This window comes from Nocardioides thalensis (assembly GCF_013410655.1).
Lineage (GTDB): Bacteria > Actinomycetota > Actinomycetes > Propionibacteriales > Nocardioidaceae > Nocardioides > Nocardioides thalensis.
Genome location: NZ_JACCFP010000001.1, coordinates 787,152 through 799,711, shown reverse-complemented (window position 1 = coordinate 799,711; position 12,560 = coordinate 787,152). Strand labels below are relative to the sequence as shown.

14 protein-coding genes and 1 riboswitch are annotated in these 12,560 nt (G+C 72.1%); of the genes, 5 read left to right on the top strand and 9 right to left on the bottom strand.

Features of this window, described 5'->3' with window-relative positions; all coding sequences use genetic code 11:
• Positions 1-10: 10 nt before the first annotated feature.
• The gene (locus HNR19_RS03960) at positions 11-892 is read right to left on the bottom strand and encodes an SGNH/GDSL hydrolase family protein (protein WP_343047040.1); all 882 of its coding nucleotides are present in this window, start codon (positions 890-892) and stop codon (positions 11-13) included.
• Positions 893-1,120: 228 nt separating this feature from the next.
• Between HNR19_RS03960 and HNR19_RS03955 the strand changes: the two genes are divergently transcribed.
• On the top strand, positions 1,121-1,579 hold the full coding sequence (locus HNR19_RS03955) for a hypothetical protein (RefSeq protein ID WP_179666720.1): 459 nt from the start codon (positions 1,121-1,123) through the stop codon (positions 1,577-1,579).
• 71 nt (positions 1,580-1,650) lie between these two features.
• Positions 1,651-3,261 (top strand): AMP-binding protein, encoded by a 1,611-nt coding sequence (locus HNR19_RS03950; protein ID WP_179666719.1) that lies wholly within the window; start codon positions 1,651-1,653, stop codon positions 3,259-3,261.
• Here the strand turns inward: HNR19_RS03950 and HNR19_RS22520 are convergent.
• Genes HNR19_RS22520 through thrC form a run of 3 tightly spaced genes read right to left on the bottom strand, consistent with a single transcriptional unit; the run spans position 3,258 to position 5,369 of the window.
• Positions 3,258-3,737: an OsmC family protein gene (locus HNR19_RS22520; RefSeq protein WP_179666718.1), complete on the bottom strand. Its 480-nt coding sequence runs from the start codon at positions 3,735-3,737 to the stop codon at positions 3,258-3,260. The two genes, HNR19_RS03950 and HNR19_RS22520, sit on opposite strands and share 4 nt — an antisense overlap.
• Positions 3,738-3,757: 20 nt before the next feature.
• Positions 3,758-4,036: a MoaD/ThiS family protein gene (locus HNR19_RS03940; protein WP_179666717.1), complete on the bottom strand. Its 279-nt coding sequence runs from the start codon at positions 4,034-4,036 to the stop codon at positions 3,758-3,760.
• A gap of 31 nt (positions 4,037-4,067) precedes the next feature.
• A complete protein-coding gene (gene thrC / locus HNR19_RS03935) occupies positions 4,068-5,369 on the bottom strand; it encodes a threonine synthase (protein WP_179666716.1) in 1,302 nt (433 codons plus the stop codon).
• A 10-nt stretch (positions 5,370-5,379) separates the two neighbouring features.
• Positions 5,380-5,520, bottom strand: a riboswitch (SAM riboswitch).
• Between the two features lie 179 nt (positions 5,521-5,699).
• Between thrC and HNR19_RS03930 the strand changes: the two genes are divergently transcribed.
• Entirely contained in the window at positions 5,700-6,074 is a 375-nt protein-coding gene (locus HNR19_RS03930) for a YciI family protein (RefSeq protein WP_179666715.1), read from the top strand.
• Positions 6,075-6,076: 2 nt separating this feature from the next.
• Entirely contained in the window at positions 6,077-7,303 is a 1,227-nt protein-coding gene (locus HNR19_RS03925) for an RNA polymerase sigma factor (protein WP_343047039.1), read from the top strand.
• 59 nt (positions 7,304-7,362) lie between these two features.
• On the opposite strand, the gene otsB is transcribed toward HNR19_RS03925, so the two are convergent.
• From otsB to HNR19_RS03910, 3 genes are all read right to left on the bottom strand, one after another.
• A complete protein-coding gene (gene otsB / locus HNR19_RS03920) occupies positions 7,363-8,211 on the bottom strand; it encodes a trehalose-phosphatase (RefSeq protein ID WP_179666714.1) in 849 nt (282 codons plus the stop codon).
• An 81-nt stretch (positions 8,212-8,292) separates the two neighbouring features.
• Positions 8,293-8,832 (bottom strand): LytR C-terminal domain-containing protein, encoded by a 540-nt coding sequence (locus tag HNR19_RS03915; protein WP_179666713.1) that lies wholly within the window; start codon positions 8,830-8,832, stop codon positions 8,293-8,295.
• A gap of 5 nt (positions 8,833-8,837) precedes the next feature.
• Complete coding sequence (locus HNR19_RS03910; protein ID WP_179666712.1) at positions 8,838-9,140, bottom strand: DUF3263 domain-containing protein; 303 nt, start codon at positions 9,138-9,140, stop codon at positions 8,838-8,840.
• A gap of 101 nt (positions 9,141-9,241) precedes the next feature.
• Here HNR19_RS03910 and HNR19_RS03905 point away from each other — a divergent pair, with 101 nt between their 5' ends.
• A complete protein-coding gene (locus tag HNR19_RS03905) occupies positions 9,242-10,252 on the top strand; it encodes a Gfo/Idh/MocA family oxidoreductase (protein WP_179666711.1) in 1,011 nt (336 codons plus the stop codon).
• 325 nt (positions 10,253-10,577) lie between these two features.
• Here the strand turns inward: HNR19_RS03905 and HNR19_RS03900 are convergent, their stop codons facing one another.
• Positions 10,578-11,222: a response regulator gene (locus HNR19_RS03900; protein ID WP_179666710.1), complete on the bottom strand. Its 645-nt coding sequence runs from the start codon at positions 11,220-11,222 to the stop codon at positions 10,578-10,580.
• Positions 11,219-12,517: a sensor histidine kinase gene (locus tag HNR19_RS03895; RefSeq protein ID WP_218910141.1), complete on the bottom strand. Its 1,299-nt coding sequence runs from the start codon at positions 12,515-12,517 to the stop codon at positions 11,219-11,221. Before HNR19_RS03895 ends, HNR19_RS03900 begins: the two co-directional genes overlap by 4 nt.
• Between the last annotated feature and the right edge of the window lie 43 nt (positions 12,518-12,560).

Below are 12,560 nucleotides of genomic sequence, written 5' to 3'. Positions count from 1 at the left end.
ACGCGTCTCCTCACGCGGAGGGGTCCGCGATCTGCTCGCCGGTCTCGGCCTCGATCACGTCCGGATCGGGCTCCACGACCTGGGGCGCGTGGTGGCCGAACGGTACGCTCTCGTGCTCGCCGAGCGCGGTCAGCAGCGAGGGCAGCAGCGCCTTGGCGGTGCGCTTGTAGCCGAGCGCGCTCGGGTGGAACCGGTCGAGGCTGAACATCTCGTCGGGGTTGGTGATGAAGAACGGTCCGACCACGCGGGCGAGGGACACCGCATGCGCTCCGTTCCGTACGGCGGCCGCAGCCTGCGCGGTGGCGAGCTGGCGCGACATCCGCGAGCCGAGCGAGCGCAGGGGCTGCGGGACCGGGCGCAGCGCGCCGAGGTCGGGGCAGGTGCCGACGACGACCTCGGCACCGAGCTCGCGCAGCCGCACGATCGCGTCCTCGAGGTGCTTGACCGACGTCGAGACCGGCACCCGATGGGTCACGTCGTTGCCGCCGACGACGATGACCGCCAGGTCGGGCCGGTAGCCCGCCGGGAGCCCGTCCAGCTGGCCGGCGAGGGCCGACGACTCGGAGCCCACGACCGCGGTCGTGCGCAGCCGCACCGACCGCTGGAGCTCCTTCGCGAGCCCGCGGGCGAGCCGCCCGCCGAGCGTGTCCTTGGGCCGCTCGGCACCGAGACCGGCCGCGATCGAGTCGCCGAGCACGACGAGGTCGAGGCGGTCGCCGTACGACTTCTTCCAGGTGCGGGACGCGTCGATCGCGTCCTCACCCAGCGGCTTCCCGATCCGCCGGCGCGCGATCGCCGCCTGCCGTCGCAGCAGCTCACGGGTGCCGCCGGCCGTCAGGCTGATCGCCCCCACCACGGCCGCGCCCCCGATCATCGTGCGCTTGCGGATCACGTGATGTTTGAACCAGACCCACCTGAACGGACCGTGGCGGCGCGGTGGCGTGTTCGTGTCGCGGATACGCGCGTTCCGGCGGCTTGGCTCACGTACAGTCCCGCCGTGCTGAAGACCCGTACGGCGGCTGTCGTTCTCGCTGCCTGCCTCGTCGCGGCTTGCTCGTCACTCGACCGCGGCGAGCCGGGTGGAGCCGACGAAGCACGAGTCCCCGACGGGTACCGGCTCGTGGAGACGGACGAGACCCGGCTCCAGATGGCCGTGCCTGAGCACTGGCAGACCATCACGCCGGAGCGCCACGCCGAGCTGATGCGTGACTACACGAACCTCAGCACGGAGCAGGCCGAGCGCGAGGCGGCGGCCACGGATCACGTCGCCCATGCGCTCGGCGGCAACCTCGTCGTGCGCCCAGAGCCTCAGCTGGACCGGGTTCCGACGACGTCGACGCTCCGGAACGACTTCATGATCACCACCCGGGGCACGCGGCAGTTGCGCCACTCTGCCTACGTCGACACCGCGGTCGGCCCCGGCCTCGTCGGGGAGTTCGCCTTCAAGGGAGGCTACGCCGCGATGCTCTTCGTCGCCCCCGAGGCCGGGGTGACATCGATCCACCTCGACACGGGCAGCCGGTTGCTCACTCGCGAATACCTCGATGTCTTGCTCGAGACGCTCGCCGAGGTCGACTGACCGGGTTCCCATCGAACCGCGACTTGCCGTCGGCACTGGCGAGAACATGTTCTAGCGGTCACCATGTCCGTGTGACCCAGACCACGGCGAACCCCGACGCTGCGACCCCGGCCCCGGCCCGACCGCTGAACCTCGCCGACGTCATCGAGGTGATGGCCGACGCGATCCCCGAGCGCGCCGCCGTCTTCACGATGGCCCGGACGTACTCCTACGCGGAGGTCGACGAGCGCGCCTCCCGGCTCGCCAACCACCTGCTCGGCCTCGGCATCGCGCCGGGCGACCATGTCGCCGTGCACGCCTCCAACCGCATCGAGTGGGTCGACGCGCTCTACGCGTGCCTCAAGATCCGTGCGGTGCCGATCAACGTCAACTACAAGTACCTCCACGACGAGCTCGCCTACCTCTACGACAACGCCGACTGCGTCGCCGCGATCATCGCGCCGGAGCACGTCGACGCCGTACGGGAGCTGGGCCTCCCCGACCTGCGACACCTGGTCGTGCTCAACGAGGAGTACGACGCCGCGCTGGCCGCCGCGTCGGCGCAACGGCCGGACGTGGGCCGGTCGGGCGACGACTCCTACGTGCTCTACACCGGCGGCACCACCGGCAACCCCAAGGGCGTGGTGTGGCGCAACGAGGACCTGATCCTCGCGGCGCTCAACGCGGCGCGGTACGGCGCTCCTGTCGAGTCGGTCGAGGCGCTCGGCCGGGAGGCGGCGGCCAACGAGAACCCGATGACGCTCCTCGCGTGCGGGCCGATGATGCACGGCGGCAGCCAGTGGATCCTGGGCAACGGCCACGTCGCCGGCTACACCGTGGCGCTCTACACCGAGCCGTCGTTCGACGCCGCCAAGATCCTCGACCTCGTGCAGGCCGCCGGCGTCAACTCGCTGACGTTCCTCGGCGACGCGATGGGCCGTCCGGTCGCGGAGGCGATCCTCGCCGAGCCCGACCGCTGGGACCTGTCCTCCCTGGCGGCGGTCTCCAACGGGGCGGCGCCGCTGTCCGACGGGGTGCGCGCCGAGATCCGACGGGCCCTGCCGGGCCGCTTCATCCTCGACACCTACGGCGCCTCCGAGTCCGGCGCGACCGCGTCGCGGGTCGACGAGGGCACGGACGGGCCGGTCGGGGCGCCGCGGTTCACGCCGGGCCCCGACGTCATGGTGTTCACGCCGGACCTCCGGCCGGCCGCCGTCGGCGAGGAGGGCCTGCTGGGCCGCTCGGGACCGATGCCGCAGGGCTACTACAAGGACCCGGTCAAGACCGCCGCCACGTTCAAGGAGATCGACGGCAAGCGCTGGACCATCCCCGGCGACGCGGCCCGGCTCGAGGAGGACGGGATGATCTCGTTGCTCGGCCGCGGCTCGGTCTGCATCAACACCGGCGGCGAGAAGGTCCACCCGGAGGAGGTCGAGTCGGTGTTGCTACGCCACGACGACGTCTTCGACGCCGCGGTCATCGGCACGCCCCACGAGCGGTGGGGGCAGCAGGTGACCGCCCTCGTCGAGCGACGGGAGGGGTCGCCGGTGTCGGCGGACGACCTGCGCGACCACTGCCGCGCGCTGATCGCCAACTACAAGGTGCCCAAGGAGGTGCTATTCGTCGACCGGGTCCCGCGGACGGCGGTCAGCAAGGTCGACTACGCCGCCAGCGCGGCCCTGGCGGTGGAGCTGCTCTCCTAGGACTCCTGGTCGCCGGCGACCAGGATCGTCGGCTCGTGGCGCACCGGGAAGTTGACCGACTGCGCGATGAAGCAGTTCGCGCTCGCCTCGTGGTGGATCTCCCGGGCGAGCCCGACGTGCGCGGGATCGGCGATCGTGACCTGTGGCCGGAGCAGCACGTCGGTGAAGCGGCCGCCCTGGCCGACCTGCGCCATGGTGCCGACCGGGCTGTCCTCGTAGGCGAGCACCGTGATCCCGTGGTTGACCGCCGAGTGCAGGTAGGACAGCAGGTGGCACTGCCCCAGCGCCGCCACCAACAGCTCCTCGGGGTTCCACCGGTCGGCATCGCCCCGGAACGTCGGGTCGGCCGACCCCAGCAGGTCGGGCTTGCCGTCGGCGTGCAGCAGCACCTGACGCCCGTAGTCGCGGTAGCCGCTGGTCCCGGTGCCCCGGTTGCCCTGCCAGGTGAGCTCGAGCGCGTAGTGGTGGTCGGTCACCCGGCCATTGTGGCGCTTGCTCAGCAGCCGCCGGCGACGGCCGGGATCACCGAGACCTTGGTGCCGTCGGGGGTCGGCGTGGCGAGGTCCTGCTGGAAGCGCACGTCGTCCTCGCCGACGTACACGTTGACGAAGCGGCGCAGCTTGCCGTCCTCGTCGACGATCCGGCCCTTGATCCCGGCGAAGTTGGCGTCGAGGTCGTCGAGCACCTCGCTCAGGGTCGCGCCGTTGGCGGTGACCTCGGAGTCGCCGCCGGTGTAGGTGCGGAGGATGGTGGGGATCCGGACGCTGACGCTCATGCTGTTGTCGTTCCTCTGTTCTGTGGTGTTCTCAGATGCCGGTGGCCTTGAAGGCGTCGTATGTGGGCGCGATCGTGGCGCGGGGGGCGACCTGGTCGGAGATCGCGTCGAGGGTCTTCAGGCCGTGGCCGGTGTTGATCACGACCGTCTCGAGCGACGGGTCGAGCTGGCCGGTCTCGACGAGCTTCTTCAGGACGCCGACCGTCGTGCCGCCGGCCGTCTCGGTGAAGACGCCCTCGGTGCGGGCGAGCAGCACGATCGCCTCGCGCACCTCGTCGTCGGTGATGTCCTCGACGGCACCGCCGGTCTGGCGGCAGATGTCGAGCACGTAGATGCCGTCGGCGGGGTTGCCGATCGCGAGGCTCTTGGCGATGGTGTCGGGCTTGACCGGGCGGATCGCGTCGGTGCCGGCCTTGTAGGCGACCGAGACCGGCGAGCAGCCGGTGGCCTGAGCGCCGTACACCTTGTAGGGCTTGTCCTCGACGAGGCCGACCTTGATCAGCTCCTGGAACGCCTTGTGCACCTTGGTCAGCTGCGAGCCGGACGCGACGGGGATGACGATCTGGTCGGGCAGCCGCCAGCCGAGCTGCTCGGCGATCTCGTAGCCCAGCGTCTTGGAGCCCTCGGCGTAGTAGGGACGGACGTTGACGTTGACGAACGCCCAGCCGTCCTCCTCGCCGGCGATCTCCGAGGCGAGCTTGTTGACGTCGTCGTAGTTGCCGTCGACGGCGACGAGGTTCTCGGTGTAGATCGCGGAGTTGACCTGCTTCGGCTTCTCCAGGTTGCTCGGGATGAAGACGACGGTCTTGATCCCGGCCCGGGCGCCGGCGGCGGCGACCGCGTTGGCGAGGTTGCCGGTGGAAGGGCAGGCGAAGACCTTGGCGTCGAGCTCGCGCGCGGCCGAGAGGGCGCAGGCGACGACCCGGTCCTTGAAGGAGTTGGTCGGGTTGGTGGAGTCGTCCTTCACCCACAGGTTGGTGATGCCGAGCTCGCGGCCGAGGTTTTCGGCCTTGAGGAGCCGGGTGAAGCCGGGCTCCATGTTCGGGCTCTGCTCGATGTCGGACGGCACCGGGAGCAGCGCCTTGTAGCGCCAGATGTTGCGCGGACCGGCCTCGATCTCCTCGCGGGTGACCTCGGGGAACTCGTAGGCGATCTCGAGCGGGCCGAAGCACTCCGGACACGCGTAGAACGGGCCGAGGTCGACCCGGTGGCCGCACTCACGACAGGACAGCGCGACGGCGTGGCCGAACGCGCCCTCCCGCAGGCCGGACGTGGCCGTGCTCGTCGCTGGGGTGTCGATGGTGCCGGTCTCGTCGGTCACGACGGCGCTCATGGGATCCTCCTTCTCATCTGTCCCGTCACGTCCGTCGTGCGGGCCGGATTTGGCACCGTCTCCACGACTGCCGCCGCATCTGCGCGGCAGGAGGCTCGTGGCGGTTGCCGGGACTTCAACGGGCCGTTCCCTCAGTCCCTCTGGATGAGCAGTCGTCAACCTATCGGCAGCCTGGTCGCGCACCGAATCGAGGTCCCGACATTCGAGACCGGTGTCCAGGATGCGGACATTTGTCGGATCTGTCGTTGAAACGTTCCGCCGCTGTCGATCCGGCGCCGGGTCGCGCGTCATCCCGGTGACAGACCGACCAGCAACAGGAAGGATCGCAGCATGACCACCACGTACGTCGTACTGCTGCCCGGCGACGAAGGCGCCTGGGAGCGCGCGACCCCGGAGGAGCAAGCAGCCGTGTTCGCGCGGCACGAGGAGTTCAGCCGGGCTCTCGCCGAGCGGGGCCACAACGTCACCGGCGGCGCGGAGCTCACCCACTCCCGCACCACCCGCAAGGTCGCGCGCGACGCGGCCGGGCAGCTCGTGGTGACCGACGGCCCCTACGCCGAGACCGTCGAGCAGCTGAGCGGCTTCTACGTCGTCGAGTCCGACGACCTCGACGACCTGGTCCAGGTCTCCGCCATCCTCGCCGACCCCGGCGGCCCGCCGGTCGAGGTGCGGGCGGCGGTCGACCACAGCGGGGACGCCGGCTGACGGTGGACCCGCAGGCGGCGCTCGCCGCAGCCCTGCACGACGAGTGGGGCCGGCTGCTGGCCCTGCTCGTCGCGCGGTTCCGCCGGCTCGACCTCGCCGAGGACGGCCTCGCCGAGGCTTTCGAGGCGGCGGCACGCACCTGGCCGGACGCGGGCGTGCCGGCCAACCCGGCGGCCTGGTTGTTGACCACTGCCCGGCGCCGCGTGCTCGACCGCCTGCGCAGCGAGGAGGTGCTCGCCCGGCGGATGCCGCTGCTCGCTGTCGAGGCCGGGCTCACCGCGGAGGCGCAGCGCGTCATGGCTGACCCGGGCGACGAGCTGGTCGACGAGCGACTCCGACTCGTGCTGCTGTGCGCCCACCCCCAGCTTTCGCGCGAGGCCGCGGCGGCACTCACGCTCCGGATGGTGCTCGGTGTGTCGACCGACGACATCGCCCGGCTGTTCCTCCAGTCGGGGCCGACGATGGCGGCGCGCCTCACCCGCGCCCGTAAGCGGATCGCGGGCGAGCGGTTCGCCGTACCGTCCGCGGGGGAGCTGCCCGGCCGCGTCGCCGCGGTCGCCGACGTCGCCTACCTGGCGTTCACCGCGGGCTACGCGCCGGGCTCCGGGCCGGACGTGCTCCGCGCAGAGCTCGCCGGGGAGGCGATCCGGCTGGTGCGCGTCCTGCGCTCGCTCCTGCCGTACGACGACCCGGAGCTCACCGCGCTGCTGGCGCTGATGCTGCTCCAGCACTCGCGTCGCGACGCGCGCGTCCGCGACGGCTGCATGGTGCTGCTGCCCGACCAGGACCGGTCGCTGTGGCGGCACGACGAGATCGAGGAGGCGCTCGCGCTGCTGCGGCCGCTGACCGACCGGCCCGCGGCGCCGTACCTCCTCCAGGCGCTGATCGCGTCGGAGCACGCGATATCCGCGTTCACCGGTGCGACGGCGTGGGACCGGATCGTCGCGCGCTACGACGAGCTGCTCGCGCTCGGCGACTCCCCGGTCGTGCGGCTCAACCGCGCGGTCGCGCTCGCCGAGGCGTCGGGGCCGGAGGCCGGGCTGGCCGCGCTCGCGGGCGTCGCGATGCGCGGTCACCGCCTGCCGGCCGCGCGGGCCGAGCTGCTCGCGCGAACCGGGGCGACGGAGGAGGCGCGGGCGTCGTACGAGGCCGCCATCGCGCTGTGCGGCAACAAGGCCGAGCGGTCCCACCTGGTGGCTCGTCGCGCGCTGCTCGACCCCGGATCCTGACGTCTCGCGCCCCGAAGTGTGCCGGTTCGCGCCCCGAAGTGTGCCGGTTCGGCGCGGCGTCAGGCGGCGCGGGCCTCGCGGGCGTCGGCGGTGAGCTGGCGGAGCAGGCCGAGCACGCCCTCGGGGCCGTGGACGACGACGTCGGCGAGCGGGATCAGGGCGCTCTCCTCCGAGGACGCCGAGCAGACGCGCAGGGTGGCGAGGCCCTCCTTCTCGAGGTCGGCGACCGCCTCGAACGCCTCGATGTCGCCGAGGTCGTCGCCGGCGAAGACGAACCCCTGCGCGTCGAGGTCGGCGGCGAGCCGGTCGACGACCATGCCCTTGTGGGCGCCGGCGGAGCGCACCTCGATCACGTTGCGGCCGGGTTCGATGACCAGGCCGTGCCGGACCGCCAGCTGCGACATCGGCTCGAGGAGCTCCTTGAAGGTCGCCTCGGGGTCGTCGAGCCGGCGGGTGTGGACGGCGACCGCCAGTCCCTTGTCCTCGACGAAGGCGTCGGCGGCGCCGGCCTGCCGCAGCACCCGCGGGAGGTCGCGCTCGAACGTCGCGAGCCCGCGTGGCGGTCGGGGTCCGACGATGCGGCGGTTGCCGGAGCTCCAGCGCTCGTTGCCGTACTGGCCGAAGAGGAACAGCTCCTTGCCGGCGGCCTGGATCGCGTCGCCGACCTCCTCGAGCCCGCCGAGGTCGAGCGCCTGGCGCGCGGGGCGGCCGGTGATCACCGCGATCGCGGCGACCTCGGCGGCGAGGTCGACGAGCGTGTCGCTGGCGTCGGGGTGGATGTGGGCCCGGGTCGGGTCGTCGACGATCGGGGCGAGGGTGCCGTCGAAGTCGAGCCCGACGACGGTGCGCGACGCCGCGCGGACGACGGCCGCGTAGCGATGCTCACCCTCGAGCGACGAGAACTCCACGCTCCCAGCCAATCATGGGACGCAACAGCGCAGGTGGCCGGCGGGTGAAATCCGCCGACGGCTGGTCGCAGTGGCCGAGCGTCAGCCGACCTCGCCGGTGAGGATCAGCGTGAGGTTCTCGGTGCTCATGTCGCTGTCGAGGTCGGCGGGCATCACCCGCTGCACGCCGAGGTCGAGAGCCAACTGGCGACCCTCGCGCTTCATGCCCTCGGGGTAGTAGACGGTGGTCGCCGGGATCGTGCCGTACCAGTTGTCGGCGATCAGGGCGTTCCACCCGATCTCGTCGACCTGGGCCAGCACCTCGGAGGCGAGCCCGGCGATGGTGGTGTTGTTGAAGACGTTGACGCCGACCGTCGCCTTGTCGATGGGCGGCTTCGGCTTCTTCGTCTCCTCCTCCGTCGGCTCGTCGGTGGCCTCGGTCTCGTCGTCGGTCGACTCGGTGGAGTCGCCGTCGGAGGAGGGGGTGTCGGACGCGGTCGTGATCTCGCGCTCGGTCGGCTCGGCGTCGCGGGTGGCGAAGTAGGCCACCGCGGCGACCGCCAGCACCAGGATGCTGAAGAGGATCACCGGCGAGGGCAGCACCGCCCCGCGCTGGTCGCTGCGTCGGCTCGTGCCGGCCATGGCGCTCAGATCTCGAAGCCGAGGCGCCGCGCCGAGCGCTGGCGCTGCCGCTGCGAGCGGAGGCGGCGGAGACGACGGACGAGCAGCGGGTCGGCCTCGAGCGCCTCGGGCCGGTCGATCAGGGCGTTGAGGACCTGGTAGTAGCGCGTGGAGCTCATGTCGAACTTCTCGCGGACGGCGGTCTCCTTGGCGCCGGCGTACTTCCACCACTGGCGCTCGAACTCGAGGATCTCGCGGTCACGAACGCTGAGCTCGGCCGCAGGCGAGGCCTCGGCCGCGTGGGCCTGACTGCTTCGCTGGGTCTCCATGCTCACATCTCCCCCTGGTCGACGTACGTTCTCCACCACTGTAGACGGCGAATCACACGGGTGTCATTCCCACGCCGAAACTGGTCGATAGGGTTCCCGTCGTGACCCAGCCCCCAGTGCGATGGGGCGTCCTCGCCCCCGGCGCCATCGCCGCCCTGTTCGCGAGCGACCTCGCCCTCGTTCCCGGCGCCGAGCTGGCCGCCGTCGGCTCCCGCGACCTGGCGCGCGCGACCGCGTTCGCGAAGGAGTACGGCGGCCGCGACACCCGCGCCTACTCCTCCTACGAGGAGGTCGTGGCCGACCCCGGCGTCGACGTGGTCTACGTCGCCTCGCCCCACGCCCTCCACCTCGAGCAGGCGCTGCTGGCGATCGAGCACGGCAAGCCGGTCCTCTGCGAGAAGCCGCTCACGCTCGACCGCGCGACGTCGGAGCAGCTCATCACGACCGCGCGCGACGCCGGCGTCTTACTCATGGAGGCGATGTGGATGGCGTGCAGCCCGGTCATCCGCGACCTCGCCGACCGGCTCCGCGCCGGCGACTTCGGCACGCCCCGCCACCTCTCCGCCGACCTGAGCTTCCACTTCGTCACCGAGCCCGACCACCGGCTCCGCAACCCCGCCCTCGGCGGCGGCGCCCTGCTCGACGTCGGCATCTACCCCCTGACGTTCGCCCACCTGATGCTCGGCGAGGCCCTCGACCTCCGCGCGGTCGCCGTCCTCGACACGGTCCCCGAAGGCGTCTCCCCCCGACCAGTGGTCGACCTCGACGTCTCGATCGCCGGCCGCTACCCCGGCGACACCCTCGCCGACCTCGCCGCCGGCTTCACCTCCCACTCCCCCATCACCGCCTGCATCCGCACCGACGAGGGCTGGATCGAGGTGCCCACCGAGTTCCACCACCCCACCCACTTCACGTTCCACCGCCCCGACCACGACCCGGTCCGCTTCGACCCGCCCGTCCCCCGCATCGGCGAGGGCTACGGCAACGAGGCCGTCGAGGTCGCCCGCTGCCTCCACGAGGGCCTGCTCGAGTCACCCCTCGTCCCCCACACCCAGACCCTCACGATCATGGGCCAGCTCGACGACCTCCGCGCCCAGGTCGGCAGCGGGTAGGTCTCGTGACGGCCCTGGCGGGCCTCCTCGACCAACAGCCCACAATCCCCGCGGCCTCGTCCACCAACAGCCAACGGCGGGTCCCCGGGCCGGTCGCTCGACCCACCTCGCTCCCGGCGATTTCGCGACGACGCGCCGGCGCCCCAACCACCGCGGCGCCCAGCAACCGAGCGCCGCAGCGCGGCGGAGCGAGCAAGCCGGGAGCGAGGTGGGGCGAGCGACCGGCACGGGTACGAGCGCGGCGGAGCGACCAAGCCGGGAGCGGGGCCGGCCGGGCGGCCGTCCCTGCCCACCGCCTAGCACCCCGGCAACACTGGAAAAACGCTCAGCCAGCAGCCAAAAATCGAACCACGGCCAACACCCGACGATGCGCACTGTCGTCATCCGGCGCCAGGTCCAGCTTCGCGAAGATCCGCTGCGTGTGCTTCTCGACCGCACCCAAGGTCACGACCAACGCCTCCGCGATCGACGCGTTCGACCGCCCCTCCGCCATCAAGGTCATCACCTCCCGCTCCCGCGGCGTGAGCCGCGCGATCGGGTCGGCCCGCCGGTTCATGAGCTGCCGCACCACGAGCGGGTCCAGCGCCGTACCTCCCGCGGCAACGGCCTCGACCGCCCCGAGGAACTCCCGCACCTCGGTGACCCGGTCCTTGAGCAGGTAACCCACCCCCTGCTCGCCGGTCGCGAGCAGCTCGTCGGCGTACGACACCTCGACGTACTGCGACAGCACGAGCAGCCGCGCCTCCGGCCACTCGGTGCGTACGGCGACCGCGGCCCGCAGCCCCTCGTCGGTGTGCGAGGGCGGCATCCGTACGTCGACGACGGCGAGGTCGGGCCGCTGCTCCAGCGTCGCCGCGACCAGCGCGGGCCCGTCGCCGACCGCGCCGACGATCTCGTGGCCGGCCTCGGCGAGCAGCAGCTGCAGGCCCTCCCGCAGCAGCACCGAGTCGTCGGCAAGGACGATCCTCACGTCAAGGGCACCTCGGCGATCACCCGCGTCGGGCCGCCCTCCGGCGAGATCACCTGGAGCGCGCCGCCCACCCCGGCGAGGCGCTCCTGCAGCCCGGCGAGCCCGTGACCCGGCGCGACCCGCGCGCCGCCCCGGCCGTCGTCCTCGACCACGACCGTGAGCCAGCCGCCGGCGACGACTACGTCGACGGACGCCTGCGTCGCACCGCCGTGCTTGGCGACGTTCGTCAGCGCCTCGGAGACCACGAAGTAGGCGACGGTCTCGAGCGCCTCGTCCATCCGCGGCGGGAGGGAGGCGTTCAGCCGCACGGGGAACGACTGGCCGTCGGACATCTCGCGGAGAGCGACGGCGAGGCCGCGGTCGACGAGCAACGGCGGCGCGATGCCGCGCGACAGCGCCCGCAGCTCCTCGACGGCGTCACGTGCCTGGTCGAGCGCGGCGTCGAGCGTGGCGGCCGCCCGGTCGGGGTCCTCGTGGACCTGGCTGCGCGCCCGGCCGAGGTCCATCCCCAGCCGGATCAGCCGCTGCTGCGGTCCGTCATGGATGTCGCGCTCGAGCTTGCGCAGCGACGCAGCCTCCGCGCGGTGCGCCGACTCGCGCCGCCCCTCCGACTCCGCAAGCCGCTCGACCATCTCGACGCGGCTGCACAGCAGCACCCGCGAGACCGACGCGGAGGCCGCCGCGGCGAGCCGCACCGCCAATGGCAGCGTCAGCAGCGCGACGACCCCGATGCCGAGGAGCAGCACCGACTCGGCGTCGCGGCCCTCGCCCAGGCCGATCAGCCCGGAGAGGGTGACGTTGTCCTGCGGGTCGTAGGGGATGTAGCGCTGCCAGAACCAGTAGGTGAGCCCGCCGCCCGCCGTCGCCCACCAGGAGACGGTGAGGACGAACGCGAAGACCCCGGTGGCCAGCGACAGCAGGCACCACAGGATGTCCAGCCACGACTGCACGTCGCGCAGGGGCGTGAGCAGCTGCCGCACCCTGCCGTCCTCCGGCTCCGCGCGGTTGTAGCGCGGGAACGGCGTGGCGACGCCGTGCATCGACCGCAGCCGGATCCGCTCCACCGACGCGAACCCGCGGGCGACGTACGCCGTGCCGAGCAGGATCGCCAGGCCCAGGCCCGCGACGACGAGGGTGCCGAGCCCCGCGGCCAGGCCGGCGACCACGAGCGAGAAGGCGGGTACGGCGAGCAGCAGCGCGGTGAACGAGTAGGCGCTGTCGAGCAGCGTCCGGCGCACCAGCGACGGCCGGTCGTCGTACGTAGTCGCCACGGGGAGAAGCATCGTCTGGGTCATGTCGTCGACGCTAGGGATTTGGAAACCGGGTAACTATCCAGCC

What these genes read in the sequence shown, in the direction of transcription:
- thrC (WP_179666716.1), bottom strand. Translation starts at nt 5,369, where the DNA reads ATGAGCGCCGTCGTGACCGACGAGACCGGCACCATCGACACCCCAGCG.
- HNR19_RS03930 (WP_179666715.1), top strand. Translation starts at nt 5,700, where the DNA reads ATGACCACCACGTACGTCGTACTGCTGCCCGGCGACGAAGGCGCCTGG.
- HNR19_RS03915 (WP_179666713.1), bottom strand. Translation starts at nt 8,832, where the DNA reads ATGGCCGGCACGAGCCGACGCAGCGACCAGCGCGGGGCGGTGCTGCCC.
- HNR19_RS03910 (WP_179666712.1), bottom strand. Translation starts at nt 9,140, where the DNA reads ATGGAGACCCAGCGAAGCAGTCAGGCCCACGCGGCCGAGGCCTCGCCT.
- HNR19_RS03940 (WP_179666717.1), bottom strand. Translation starts at nt 4,036, where the DNA reads ATGAGCGTCAGCGTCCGGATCCCCACCATCCTCCGCACCTACACCGGC.
- HNR19_RS03895 (WP_218910141.1), bottom strand. Translation starts at nt 12,517, where the DNA reads ATGACCCAGACGATGCTTCTCCCCGTGGCGACTACGTACGACGACCGG.